Annotated in this window: 10 protein-coding genes; 7 read left to right on the top strand and 3 right to left on the bottom strand. The window is 72.6% G+C overall.

Annotated elements, in window-relative coordinates:
- Positions 1-13: 13 nt before the first annotated feature.
- The 3 genes from ABT354_RS14890 to ABT354_RS14880 all read right to left on the bottom strand — a co-directional run bounded on the left by ABT354_RS14890 (position 14) and on the right by ABT354_RS14880 (position 3,377).
- On the bottom strand, positions 14-1,459 hold the full coding sequence (locus ABT354_RS14890) for a DUF58 domain-containing protein (RefSeq protein WP_351493476.1): 1,446 nt from the start codon (positions 1,457-1,459) through the stop codon (positions 14-16).
- Entirely contained in the window at positions 1,459-2,466 is a 1,008-nt protein-coding gene (locus ABT354_RS14885) for an AAA family ATPase (RefSeq protein ID WP_351493474.1), read from the bottom strand. The genes ABT354_RS14890 and ABT354_RS14885 overlap by 1 nt, the downstream gene beginning before the upstream one ends.
- A gap of 368 nt (positions 2,467-2,834) precedes the next feature.
- Positions 2,835-3,377, bottom strand: a complete 543-nt coding sequence (locus ABT354_RS14880; protein ID WP_351493472.1) for a beta-class carbonic anhydrase — start codon at positions 3,375-3,377, stop codon at positions 2,835-2,837.
- 351 nt (positions 3,378-3,728) lie between these two features.
- Here ABT354_RS14880 and rsmH point away from each other — a divergent pair, with 351 nt between their 5' ends.
- From rsmH to murD, 7 genes are all read left to right on the top strand, one after another.
- Positions 3,729-4,685 carry a 16S rRNA (cytosine(1402)-N(4))-methyltransferase RsmH gene (rsmH, locus tag ABT354_RS14875; RefSeq protein ID WP_351493470.1) on the top strand — a complete coding sequence of 319 codons (957 nt, stop codon included), beginning with the start codon at positions 3,729-3,731 and terminating at the stop codon, positions 4,683-4,685.
- A gap of 67 nt (positions 4,686-4,752) precedes the next feature.
- A complete protein-coding gene (ftsL, locus tag ABT354_RS14870) occupies positions 4,753-5,475 on the top strand; it encodes a cell division protein FtsL (protein ID WP_502983414.1) in 723 nt (240 codons plus the stop codon).
- Positions 5,476-5,479: 4 nt separating this feature from the next.
- Positions 5,480-7,456, top strand: coding sequence for a peptidoglycan D,D-transpeptidase FtsI family protein (locus tag ABT354_RS14865; RefSeq protein WP_351493468.1), 1,977 nt, complete (start codon positions 5,480-5,482; stop codon positions 7,454-7,456).
- A gap of 167 nt (positions 7,457-7,623) precedes the next feature.
- On the top strand, positions 7,624-9,309 hold the full coding sequence (locus ABT354_RS14860; RefSeq protein WP_351493466.1) for a UDP-N-acetylmuramoyl-L-alanyl-D-glutamate--2,6-diaminopimelate ligase: 1,686 nt from the start codon (positions 7,624-7,626) through the stop codon (positions 9,307-9,309).
- Positions 9,310-9,313: 4 nt separating this feature from the next.
- The gene (locus ABT354_RS14855) at positions 9,314-10,750 is read left to right on the top strand and encodes a UDP-N-acetylmuramoyl-tripeptide--D-alanyl-D-alanine ligase (RefSeq protein ID WP_351493464.1); all 1,437 of its coding nucleotides are present in this window, start codon (positions 9,314-9,316) and stop codon (positions 10,748-10,750) included.
- Entirely contained in the window at positions 10,747-11,817 is a 1,071-nt protein-coding gene (gene mraY / locus ABT354_RS14850) for a phospho-N-acetylmuramoyl-pentapeptide-transferase (protein ID WP_351493462.1), read from the top strand. Before ABT354_RS14855 ends, mraY begins: the two co-directional genes overlap by 4 nt.
- The gene (murD, locus tag ABT354_RS14845; RefSeq protein ID WP_351493460.1) at positions 11,814-13,232 is read left to right on the top strand and encodes a UDP-N-acetylmuramoyl-L-alanine--D-glutamate ligase; all 1,419 of its coding nucleotides are present in this window, start codon (positions 11,814-11,816) and stop codon (positions 13,230-13,232) included. Before mraY ends, murD begins: the two co-directional genes overlap by 4 nt.
- The last annotated feature ends 53 nt before the right edge of the window (positions 13,233-13,285 follow it).

Genomic DNA, 13,285 nt, shown 5'->3' with positions numbered 1-13,285 from the left:
CCGGCCGGGTCCCTCATGACCATGCGCCAAAACCCTGGCCGGTGGGGCCGGACGGTTCGGCGCGCTGCTGGTCGGCCAGCTGCCACAGCTCGGCCAGCTCGGCCCCCTGCGGTACCGCGAGGGCCGTCCAGCCCGCCTCCCGCAGCCTGCGCAGCCGGTCCTCGACCGCGCCGCCGCGGGCGGGGCCGTCCGGCCAGAGCGAGGGGTCCAGCACCAGGGCCACGGCGGCCCCGGTGCGCGGGCGCATCCGGGCGACGGCGGTCAGCCGCTCCTCGTCCAGCCCGCCGAGGAACGCGACCAGCAGTCCGTCGCCCCCGCCGCGCACGGCGTCGCGCGCGGCCGAGAATCCGGTCCCGTCGGAGTGGTCGACCTCCGCGAGCATGTCCATCAGCACTCCGGCGACATCCGCCGCCTCGGCGCCATGGCTCGCGAAGCCGCCCCCGCCGGCCCCGGGCACCGCTTCCCCGGTGTCCGTCACCAGCCGGACGGAGAAGCCCCGCTCCAGGATGTGCATCACCACGGAGGCGGCCCCGGAGACCGCCCACTCGAAGGGCGCGTCGGGGCCCACGCCCTCGTAGGCGATGGAGCGGGTGTCCAGGAGCACGGTGCAGCGGGGCCGCTGCGGCTGCTCCTCGCGCCGCACCATCAGCTCGCCGTACCGCGCGGTGGAGCGCCAGTGGACCCGGCGCAGATCGTCGCCGTGGCGGTAGACCCGGGGGATCACATCGTCGTCACCGGAGAGGGCCAGGGCGCGCTGGCGGCCCTCCCCGTGTCCGGGGGACTCGCCGGTCAGCCGCACCGGTGGCAGTGCCTCCACCCGGGGCACCACGGTGAGCAGATCGAAGGCGCTGAACGACCGGGTCAGCTCGCACATCCCGAACGGATCGGTCAGCCGCAGCTGGAGCGGGCCCAGGGGATAGCGTCCGCGCAGATCGGAACGGACCCGGTAGGAGACCTCCCGCCGCCCGCCCGCCTCGACCCGGTCCAGCACAAAGCGGGGCCGGGGCCCGAGGACATAGGGCACATGGTCCTGGAGCATCAGCAGCCCGGTGGGCAGCCGGGAGACATTGTCCACCCGCAGATGCACCCGGGCCTCGGTCCCGGCGGAGACCCGGTGGGGGGTGAGCCGTCTGCTGCCCGCCACCCGGTAGCGGGTGCGGTAGAGCACGATCACGCAGATCAGCGGCAGCGCCGAGAGCAGCAGCCCCACCCGCAGCAGATCGCTCTGCCCCAGGACGTACGCGCAGATCGCGGCGGCCACCCCGGCCGCGAGGAAGGACCGGCCGCGGGTGGTGAGACCGCTCAGCGCGGCCCAGGGGCCGGAGGCGTCCCGGCCCTCGCCCTCTCCCGCGCCCCCTGTTTCCCGAGGGCCGCCCGGGCCCTCGGTCTCTCCCGCTCCTCCGGTCCTGTGCGCTCCTGGTACGGCGTCCGTGTCCGCGGCGGGGTCCGGCTGGGGCATCACGGCCGCCGCGCCCCCGGGTGCCGGACGGCGGCGGGGCCCTGGGCGGTGGGCACCGGGGTGCGCTGGAGGATCTCCAGCAGCACCTGTTCCGCGGTGCGGCGGTTGAGCTGGGCCTGGGCGGTGGGCAGCAGCCGGTGCGCCAGTACCTGCACCACCAGGGCCCGGACGTCGTCCGGCAGGGCGTACTCCCGCCCGGCGAGGGCGGCGGTGGCCTTGGCGGCGCGCAGCAGATGCAGGGTCGCCCGCGGTGAGGCGCCCAGCCGGATGTCGGGGTGCTGCCGGGTGGCGGAGACCAGCTCCACCGCGTACCGCCGCACGGGCTCGGCCACATGGACCCGGCGCACGGCGTCTATCAGTTTGAGGATGTCATGGGCGTGCGCGACCGGCTGGAGGTCGTCCAGCGGGGAGGCCCCGCCGTGCACATCGAGCATCTGCAACTCGGCCTCGGCGCTCGGATAGCCGATGGAGACCCGGGCCATGAAGCGGTCGCGCTGGGCCTCGGGGAGGGGGTAGGTGCCCTCCATCTCCAGGGGATTCTGCGTGGCGACCACCATGAACGGGCTGGGCAGCTCATAGGTGCGGCCGTCCACGGTGACCTGGCGCTCCTCCATGGACTCCAGCAGCGCCGACTGGGTCTTGGGCGAGGCGCGGTTGATCTCGTCGCCTATGACGATCTGGGCGAAGATCGCACCCGGCTTGAACTCGAAGTCGCGCTCCTGCTGGTCGAAGACGGACACACCGGTGATGTCCGACGGCAGCAGATCCGGAGTGAACTGGATGCGCCGCACGGAGCAGTCGATGGACCGGGCCAGCGCCTTGGCCAGCATGGTCTTGCCCACGCCGGGGACATCCTCGATGAGGAGATGGCCCTCGGCGAGGAGCACGGTCAGCGAGAGCCGTACGACCTCCGGCTTGCCCTCGATCACGCCCTCCACCGATCTGCGGACCCGATCCGCTGTGGTGGTCAGATCCGTGAGGCTCGCTCGATCGTCATAGGTCGTCACCCGGCCCTCCTCGGCCCATTCACGGGCCGACGGTCCGGCCCACCCCGAAACACGAACAACGGCTCCGGGAGGTTCCGGAGCGGGCGCCGCGTTCCCCGCATTGTTGTTGGCCTGGTGGCGCCGTGTCACTTGGCTGTGGACAACGGCATGGGATATGTCGGATTTACTGATTTTTCTCCCTCGCCCCGGTCCCCCGATCGGGGAACGACTTTTTCCACAAGCGGCCGACGCCGGTCATCGGCAGACAGCCGGGCCGGGCCGCGCACCAGGAGCGCGACCCGGCCCGACCGGCACCGGAACACAGAGGGACGACAGGGAGCGAGGGGACAAACAGGGCGGGGGAGGGGGCGCGGCGGGCGCCCCCGCCGTCACTCCGCGGGGTCGATCTCCCGCAGCAGCCCCTGCTTCACATCGAAGACAAAGCCGCGCACATCATCGGTGTGCAGCAGGAAGGGCGAGGTCCGCACCCGCTGCATGGACTGCCGTACGTCCTGGTCCACATCGCGGAACGCCTCCACCGCCCACGGCGGACGCTGTCCCACCTCGTCCTCCAGCTCATGCCGGAAGTCCTCGGTCAGCGACTCCAGACCGCACCCGGTGTGGTGGATCAGGATCACACTGCTGGTGCCCAGCGCCCGCTGGCTGATGGTCAGGGAACGGATCACATCGTCGGTCACCACACCGCCCGCGTTCCGGATGGTGTGGCAGTCGCCCAGCTCCAGGCCCAGCGCGGCATGCAGGTCGAGCCGGGCGTCCATGCAGGCGACCACGGCCACCCGCAGCACGGGGCGCGCGTCCATCCCGGGGTCCTGGAAGCCGGCGGCGTAGCGCAGGTTCGCCTCGACGAGGCGGTCGGTGACCTTGCCGCCGAGGCCCGGGGCGTCGGCGGGGCGGTGCGCGGAAGTCGTCATGCCGACGACGGTAGTGGGCGGTGGCCGTCCCGGCCTGCTGTGAGAGGTCACAAAGAACATCAACATCCGTTGTTGTGAGGTAACCCACACGATGGACGGTGCGTCGTCCGTACGGGTGAAACCCCACCCTCCCGGGCCCGCCCGCCACGCCGTCGGCCGGTTGATTGACCGGGCCGGGGCGTGGACTAGAGTGGCGCGGAGTCCATGGAGCCATGCGCCCGTTCCCATGTCCCCATGCCTTCCCCACCACGATCTTCCCCGCGCGCGCCGTGCCGCGCACCGCGTGTGCGGCGTACCCCCGGACCGGGCCACGGCGTCGACCGGGCGCCGCGCCGGACCTGAGAGGGCCCAGTGAGCAATACCCGACACGTCCCGGTGATGCTCCAGCGGTGTCTGGATCTGTTGGCACCGGCTCTGGAGGTCCCGGGAGCCGTCGTCGTCGACTGCACCCTCGGACTCGGCGGTCACAGCGAGGCCCTGCTCACCCGCTTCCCCGAGGTGCGGCTGATCGCCCTCGACCGGGACACCGAGGCGCTGCGGCTCTCCGGTGAGCGCCTCGCGCCGTTCGGCCCGCGCGCCACCCTGGTCCACGCGGTCTACGACGAGCTGCCCGAGGTCGTCGCCCGGCTGGGGGTGCCGAAGGTCCAGGGGATCCTCTTCGATCTCGGCGTCTCCTCCATGCAGCTGGACGAGGCCGACCGGGGGTTCGCCTACTCCCAGGACGCCCCCCTCGACATGCGCATGGACCAGACCACCGGCATCAGCGCCGCCGAGGTCCTCAACACCTATCCGCCCGGGGACCTGGTCCGCGTCCTGCGCGCCTACGGCGAGGAGAAGCAGGCCAAGCGGATCGTCTCGGCGATCGTCCGGGAGCGCGCGAAGGAGCCCTTCACCACCAGCGCCCGGCTGGTCGAGCTGATCCGGGAGTCGCTGCCCCAGGCCGCGATGCGTACCGGCGGCAACCCCGCCAAGCGCACCTTCCAGGCCCTGCGCATCGAGGTCAACGGCGAGCTGAGCGTGCTGGAGCGGGCGATCCCGGCGGCGGTCGGGGCGCTGGCCGTCGACGGCCGGATCGCGGTCCTCTCGTACCAGTCCCTGGAGGACCGTCTGGTCAAGCAGGTCCTCACCGCCGGTGCCACCTCCACGGCGCCGGCCGGTCTGCCCGTCGTACCGGAGGAGTACCAGCCCCGGCTGAAGCTGCTGACCCGTGGTGCGGAACTCCCCACCGAGGACGAGGTCGCCGAGAACCGCCGGGCCGCCCCCGCGCGTCTGAGGGGGGCACAGCGCATCCGGGAGGACGTGCGGTGAACCGCCAGGCGGGCAGGGTCCGGACCGCCCCGCCCCCGGGGAGCCGGAAGACGATCGGGAGGACACGGTGAGTCCAGCGGCCCAGCAGCTCAAGGGCGGTGCCGCCCGGCTCGCCCGGATGATGCCGGCGGGCTCCGCGACCGCCGCCCGTACCCCGTTCGTCCTGCTCGTGGTGGTTCTGCTCGGCGGCGGACTGATCATGCTGCTGCTGCTGAACTCCGCGCTCAGCGAGGACTCGTTCGAACTGAGCGAGCTGAAGCGCAAGACCACCGAACTCACCGATGAACAGCAGGCGCTCCAGCGGGACGTCGACGCCTTCCTGGCCCCCGACGCGCTGGAGCGGCGCGCCCGGGAGCTGGGCATGGTCCCCGGGGGCGACCCGGCCTTCCTCGACCCCGACGGCACCGTACGCGGCGTCCCCGGCCCGGCGGCCGAACCCACACCCGGGTCCGCCGCGACCGATGGGACCGGTGCGGCGGGAGTGACGGCAGGGACCGGAGCCGCTGGGGTCCCGGGGCCCGCCGCGACCGAGGAGACCGGCACCGTACCCGGTACGGACGCCACCGCACTCCTGAACAACGCAGGCACCCCAGGCGACGCGAACACCACAGACAGCGCGGACGCCACGGCCCCGAACACCGCGGGCACCGTCGGCACCAAGGGCACCGCCGACACCGCAGGCACCGCCACCGGTACGGACAACACCGGCGGCACCGCGACCGCCCCGCAGCCCCCCGCGGCCGTGCCCGCCGCCCCGGCCGGCCCGCCCCCGACGCCCACCGGCAGGTGACGCAGTGCCTCCCAAGGACCACCCCGCCCGCCCGGCCCGCCCCGCCGCCAAGGCCGCCCCGCCCGGCCGCCGGGTCCCCGCACCCGGCCGGCGGCCCCCCGCCCGGCAGGCCCCGCCCCGGGCCAAGTCACCCGCCCCCAGGGCCCTGCGGCTCGGCAGCCCCCGCCCCCGGCTGCGGCTGATCAGCCTGGCCCTCACCCTGGTGATGCTCGCCTTCGTCGTCCGGCTGCTCCAGGTCCAGGCCGTCGACGCGGACACCTTCGCCACCAAGGCCCAGCAGCAGCGCTATCTGAGCGTGGTGCTCGCCGCCGAGCGCGGCGAGATCACCGACCGCACCGGCACCCCCCTCGCCACCAGCGTCGACGCCTACGACATCACCGCCGACCCCAAGCTCTTCACCCCCGAGGAGAGCAAGTCGCCGAACGCGCCCGAACAGGCCGCGGCGCTGCTCGCCCCGATCCTCGGCGAGGACGCCGGGGATCTCGCCCGCAAGCTCAAGGCCCCCGGCTCCCGCTACACCGTGCTCGCCCGCCGTCAGACGCCCCAGGTCTGGAACCAGATCAAGGACGTCAAGAAGGTGTTCGCCGAGAAGGCCCGCGCCGACCGGGCCCGGGGCGGCCCCGGCGCCAATGTGCTCGCCGGGGTCCTCCAGGAACCCAGCAGCAAACGCGTCTACCCCAATGGGGACCTCGGCGCCGGGATACTCGGCTATGTCAACGCCGACGGCCGGGGCGGCGGCGGGATCGAGTCCATGCTCGACTCCGCCCTCGCGGGCAAGGACGGCGAGATCACCTATGCCCACTCCGGCGGCCGCCGGGTCCCCACCGCCGACGGCACCCGGGAGACCCCCGCCGTCCCCGGCTCCGATGTGGAGCTGACGATCGACCGGGACATCCAGTGGGCCGCCCAGCGCGCCATCACCGAACAGGTGGAGAAGTCCCGGGCCGACCGGGGCTATGTGATCGTCCAGGACACCCGGACCGGTGAGGTGCTGGCCATGGCCAACGCCCCCGGGTTCGACCCGAACGACATCGCGCGGGCGGACGCCACCCGGCTCGGCAACCCGGCCCTCCAGGATGTGTACGAGCCCGGCTCCACCGCCAAGGTGATGTCCCTCGCCGCCGTACTGGAGGAGAAGGCGGCGACCGCGGACACCCATGTGGTGGTCCCCAACCGGCTCCACCGGGGCGACCGGCTCTTCAAGGACGACATCGACCACCCCACCTGGTACCTCACCCTTACCGGTGTCCTCGCGAAATCCAGCAATATCGGGACGATCCTGGCCACTGGTCAGCTGGGGGACACCCAGCCCGAGGCCAACAAGGTGCTCCACTCCTATCTGCGGAAGTTCGGCATCGGGAAGCCCACCGGCCTCGGCTACCCCGGGGAGACCCCGGGGCTGCTGGCCCCGCCCGGGAAGTGGTCCACCTCGCAGCAGTACACGATCCCCTTCGGCCAGGGCTTCTCGCTCAACGCGCTCCAGGCGGCCTCCGTCTACCAGACCGTCGCCAACGGCGGCGTACGGATCGAACCCACCCTGGTCCGCGGCACCAAGGGCCCCGACGGACGGTTCACCCCCGCCCCCGCGCCCAAGAAGACCCGGGTCATCGGCGAGGAGACCGCGCGGACCCTCTCCGCGATGCTGGAGTCGGTGGTCGCCAGCGACGAGGGCACCGGCACCAAGGCCCGTATCCCCGGCTATCGCGTCGCGGGCAAGACCGGCACCGCCGACCGGGTCGACCCCGAGCTGGGCCGCTACCGGGGGTTCACCGCCTCCTTCGCCGGATTCGCCCCCGCCGACCAGCCCAGGATCGCCGTCTACTGCGCCATCCAGAACCCGACCAAGGGGAGCTACTTCGGCGGCCAGATCTGCGGACCCGTCCACCAGCAGGTCACCCGCTTCGCCCTGAAGACCCTGCGGACCCCGCCCACCGGCAAGAAGCCCCCCGGGCTCCCCGTCACCTACGCCCCGGGCACATGAGAGACCGCCCCGGGCGCAGGAGAGACGGCCCCGGACCCCTGAGCGGCCACCCCGGACCCCTGGGCCACCACCGTCACCTCCGACACCCCGCCGCACCCGAAGGAGGCGCCCCCCGCCCGCCGAGCCGCCGCCGCACCGGCCCCTGAACCACCCGAGGAACCATTTCAGTGACCACCATCACCCCCGACTCCGGGAACCACGGCACCACTCCGGCCTCATTTCGCCCCGCGCCGGGTGCGCCCGGTACGCTCACCGCCGTGCCACACGCTGATCAGTACGGAACCACCCCGCAGGACGCCCCCGAGCGACAGCCGGGAGCCCCCCGGCCCGCCCGGCCGCACCCGACACCCCTCGGGGGGCTGGCCGCCCGCCTGGGGGTGAGCGACCCGGCGGCGGACGAGGTCACGGTCACCGGCATCACCCATGACTCCCGGGCCGTGCGCCCCGGTGACATCTACGCGGCCCTCCCCGGCGCCCGGCTGCACGGCGCCGACTTCACCGCCCAGGCCGCCGGACTCGGCGCCGCCGCCATCCTCACCGACCCGGCGGGCGCCGACCGCGCCGCCGCCACCGGTCTGCCCGTCCTGGTCACCGGGGACCCCCGGGCCCGCATGGGCGAGCTGGCCACCGAGATCTACGGCCGCCCCGGCGAGCACCTGCTCCAGATCGGCATCACGGGCACCTCCGGCAAGACCACCACCGTCTATCTGATGGAGGGCGGACTGCGCGCCGCGGGCCGGGTCACCGGACTCGTCGGCACCGTCGAGACCCGGATCGCCGACGAGCGGATCAAGTCGGAGCGCACCACCCCCGAGGCCACCGACCTCCAGGCCCTCTTCGCCGTGATGCGCGAACGCGACGTCGACGCGGTCGCCATGGAGGTCTCCAGCCACGCCCTGGTGCTCGGCCGGGTCGACGGCTGTGTCTTCGATGTCGCCGTCTTCAACAACCTCAGCCCGGAGCACATGGAGTTCCACTCCGGCATGGAGGACTACTTCCAGGCGAAGGCCCAGCTCTTCACCCCCGCCCGCAGCCGGCACGGCGTGGTCAATCTGGACGACGCCTACGGCCGCCGGCTGGTGACGGAGGCGACCGTCCCGGTCACCACCTTCTCCGCCGAGGGCCACCCGGACGCCGACTGGCGCGCCGAGGACGTGGAGGTCGGCCCGATGGGCTCCACCCTCACCATCGCCGGTCCCGGCGGGGTACGGGTCGCCGCCCGCGCGCCGCTGCCCGGCCCGTTCAATGTCGCCAACACCCTCGCCGCCGTGGTCGCCCTGGTCACCGCCGGGATCGACCCGCAGACCGCGGCCGACGGCGTCGCCGCCGTCCCCGGTGTCCCGGGCCGGCTGGAGCGGGTGGACGAGGGCCAGCCCTATCTCGCCGTGGTCGACTACGCCCACAAGACCGACGCCGTCGACTCGGTGCTGCGCTCCCTGCGCAAGGTCACCAAGGGGCGGCTCCATATCGTCCTCGGCTGCGGCGGCGACCGCGACACCACCAAACGCGCGCCCATGGGCGCCGCGGCCGCCCGGCTCGCCGACACGGCCGTCCTCACCTCCGACAACCCGCGCTCCGAGGACCCGCTCGCGATCCTCGCCACCATGCTCGCCGGAGCCGCCGAGGTCCCGGCCCATGAACGCGGCCAGGTCCTGGTCGACGCCGACCGGGCCGCCGCCATCGCCGCCGCGGTCGACCGCGCCGAACCCGGCGACACCGTGCTCATCGCCGGAAAGGGCCATGAGCAGGGCCAGGACATCGCCGGAGTCGTCCGCCCCTTCGACGACCGCCAGGTACTGCGGGAGGCCATCCGCTCCTCCCGCGCCGCCCTCCACCAGAAACCCCGGGGATGACCAAGTGATCGCCCTCTCCCTCGCCGAGATCGCCGCCGTCGTCGGCGGGAAGTCGTACGACATACCGGATCCGGAGCTGCTCGTCACCGGACCCGTCGTCACCGACTCACGCCAGGTGCGGCCCGGCTCCCTCTTCACCGCCTTCGCCGGTGAGCACGCCGACGGACACGACTTCGCGGAGCGTGCCGTCGCGGACGGCGCGGTCGCCGTGCTCGCCACCCGGCCCGTCGGGGTGCCCGCCGTCGTCGTCGGCGATGTCACCGCCGCCCTCGGCGCCCTCGCCCGCCATGTGGTCGAACGCCTCGGCACCACCACCGTCGCGCTCACCGGCTCCGCCGGGAAGACCAGCACCAAGGACCTGATCGCCCAGCTGCTGGAGCGCCGGGGCCCCACCGTCTACCCGGAGGGCAATCTCAACAACGAGATCGGCCTCCCGCTGACCGCGCTGCGCGCCGACACCGGCACCCGCCATCTCGTCCTGGAGATGGGTGCCCGCTATGTCGGTGACATCCGCTACCTCACCGAGCTGGTCCCGCCGCGCATCGGACTCGTCCTCAATGTCGGCACCGCCCATGTCGGCGAGTTCGGCGGACGCGACCGCATCGCCCTGGCCAAGGGCGAACTCGTGGAGTCCCTGCCCTCCGCCGAGGAGGGCGGCATCGCCGTCCTCAACGCCGACGACCCCCTCGTCTCGGCCATGGCGAGCCGCACCCGGGCCCGGGTCGTCACCTTCGGCGAACGCGATTCCGCGGACATCCGTGCCGCGAATGTCCGGCTCACCCGACAAGGTCAGCCCGCCTTCACGCTTCACACCCCCACCGGGTGCAGCGAAGTGACCATGCGGCTGTACGGTGAGCACCACGTGTCGAACGCGCTCGCCGCGGCCACCGTCGCCCATGAGCTGGGCATGCCCGTCGACGAGATCGCCCTCGCGCTCTCCGAGGCCGGCACCCTCTCCCGCTGGCGCATGGAGGTCACCGAGCGTCCGGACGGCGTGACGATCGTCAACGACGCCTACAACGCGAACCCCGAATCCATGAGGGCGGCGCTGCGCGCGCTGGCCGCCATGGGCCAAGGCGCACAGTCCCGGGGGGGACGGACGTGGGCGGTGCTCGGCCTGATGGCCGAACTCGGTGACGAAGCGCTCGCCGAGCACGACGCCGTCGGACGGCTCGCCGTCCGGCTCAACGTCAGCAAGCTCGTCGCGGTGGGGGGCAGGGAAGCCTCCTGGCTGCAACTGGGCGCATACAACGAGGGTTCGTGGGGTGAGGAGTCGGTGCACGTGTCCGACACGCAGGCGGCGGTCGACCTGTTGCGCGGTGAGCTGCGACCGGGAGACGTCGTGCTGGTGAAGGCTTCCAGGTCGGTGGGGCTGGAGCGGGTCGCCCAGGCGCTGCTCGACCCCGCCGGACTCTCCGATGGGCAGGGTGCCGGTCGATGAGGCAGATCCTCTTCGCGGGGGCCATCGGGCTCTTCCTGACCCTCATCGGGACCCCGCTGCTGATCAAGCTGCTGGCCCGCAAGGGGTACGGACAGTTCATCCGGGACGACGGGCCGCGCACCCACGGCAGCAAGAAGGGGACGCCCACCATGGGCGGTATCTCCTTCATCCTGGCCACGCTGATCGCCTATGCCTGCGCCAAGCTGATCACCGGTGAGACGCCCACCGTCTCCGGTCTGCTGGTGCTCTTCCTGATGGCCGGCATGGGCCTGGTCGGCTTCCTGGACGACTACATCAAGATCGTCAAGCAGCGGTCGCTGGGCCTGCGCGCCAAGGCGAAGATGGCCGGACAGCTGATCGTCGGCATCGCCTTCGCGCTGCTGGCGCTCCAGTTCGCCGACAAGCGGGGCAACACCCCGGCGTCCATGAAGCTCTCGTTCGTCACGGACTTCGGCTGGACCATCGGCCCGGTGCTCTTCGTGGTCTGGGCGCTCTTCATGATCCTGGCCATGTCCAACGGGGTGAACCTCACCGACGGTCTGGACGGACTGGCCACCGGCGCCTCGGTGATGGTCTTCGGCGCGTACACCTTCATCGGTCTCTGGCAGTTCCAGGAGTCCTGCGCCAGCGCCAACGACCTCATCAACCCCGAGGCGTGTTTCGAGGTACGGGACCCACTCGATCTCGCGGTCGTCGCCTCCGCCCTGATGGGTGCCTGCTTCGGCTTCCTGTGGTGGAACACCTCACCCGCCAAGATCTTCATGGGGGACACCGGCTCGCTCGCCCTCGGCGGCGCGCTCGCGGGTCTCGCCATCTGCTCCCGTACGGAACTGCTGCTCGCCGTCCTCGGCGGACTCTTCGTCCTGATCACCATGTCCGTGGTGATCCAGGTCGGCTCCTTCCGCATGACCGGCAAGCGGGTCTTCAGAATGGCGCCACTCCAACATCACTTCGAACTCAAGGGGTGGTCCGAGGTCCTTGTGGTGGTCCGGTTCTGGATCATCCAGGGCATGTGCGTCATCGTGGGTCTCGGCATCTTCTACGCAGGGTGGGCAGCCGCCAAGTGAGTACCGAGCAGTGGCAGGACCGCAGGGTCACCGTCGCCGGACTTGGGGTCTCCGGGATCCCGGCCGCGAAGGTCCTGCACGGGCTGGGCGCGGTCGTCACGGTCGTCAACGACGGTGACGACGAGCGCTCCCGGGCCCAGGCCGCCGAACTGGCCCAGCTGGGGATCACCGTCCGCCTCGGCGACGGCGACACCCTCCCCGAGGGCACCGACCTGGTCGTCACCACGCCCGGCTGGCGCCCCGACAAGCCCCTCTTCCGGGCCGCCGCCGAGGCGGGCGTGGAGATCTGGGGCGATGTGGAGCTGGCCTGGCGGCTGCGCGGCCCGGACGCCGCCCCCTGGCTCGCCGTCACCGGCACCAACGGCAAGACCACGACCGTCCGCATGCTCGCCGCCATCCTCACGGCGGCGGGCCTGCGGACGGCCGCCGTCGGCAATATCGGGGTCTCCCTCCTCGACGCGGTCCTCGGCGACGAGCCCTACGACGTCCTCGCCGTCGAGCTGTCCAGCTACCAGCTCCACTGGGCGCCCTCGCTGCGCGCCCACTCCGCCGCCGTGCTCAATCTGGCGCCGGACCATCTGGACTGGCACGGCTCGATGGAGGCGTACGCCGCCGACAAGGGCCGGATCTACGAGGGCAACATCGTCGCCTGTGTCTACAACGCGGCCGACCCCGCCACCGAGGACCTGGTGCGCGAGGCGGACGTCGAGGAGGGCTGCCGGGCGATCGGCTTCACCCTGGGCGCCCCCGCCCCCTCCCAGCTGGGGGTGGTCGACGGGATCCTGGTGGACCGCGCCTTCGTGGAGAAGCGCCACCAGCAGGCCCAGGAGCTGGCCGAGGTCGCCGACATCGACCCGCCCGCCCCGCACAACATCGCCAACGCCCTCGCGGCGGCGGCCCTCGCCCGTGCCTTCGGCGTCCCCGCCGCGGCGGTACGGGAGGGACTGCGGGCCTTCCGCCCCGATCCGCACCGGATCGAGAAGGTGGCCGAGGTGGCCGGGGTGGCCTATGTGGACGACTCCAAGGCCACCAACACCCATGCCGCCGAGGCCTCCCTGGCCGCCTATGATCCGATCGTATGGATCGCCGGTGGACTGGCCAAGGGAGCCACCTTCGACGGGATCGTCCGACAATCGGCCGGGCGGCTGCGGGCCGCCGTGCTGATCGGGGCCGATCGCGCGCTGATTCGGGAAGCCCTGGCACGACACGCCCCCGAGGTCCCGGTCGTGGACCTCGACCGGACCGACACTGGGGCGATGTCGGCGGCGGTCCAGGAGGCGGCCCGGCTCGCCCGGCCCGGCGACACGGTCCTGCTGGCCCCCGCCTGTGCCTCGATGGACATGTTCGTCAACTACAACAAGCGGGGCGAGGCGTTCGCCGACGCGGTCCGCGCGCTCGCCGCCGAGCGCGCCTGACCGGCCCGACCTCCACGCCGCCGCGCGCCCCGGACCGCGGGCGCACGGCGGCG

This window comes from Streptomyces sp. NPDC000594 (genome assembly GCF_040299965.1).
Lineage (GTDB): Bacteria > Actinomycetota > Actinomycetes > Streptomycetales > Streptomycetaceae > Streptomyces.
This window is presented reverse-complemented; position numbering and strand designations above follow the sequence as displayed.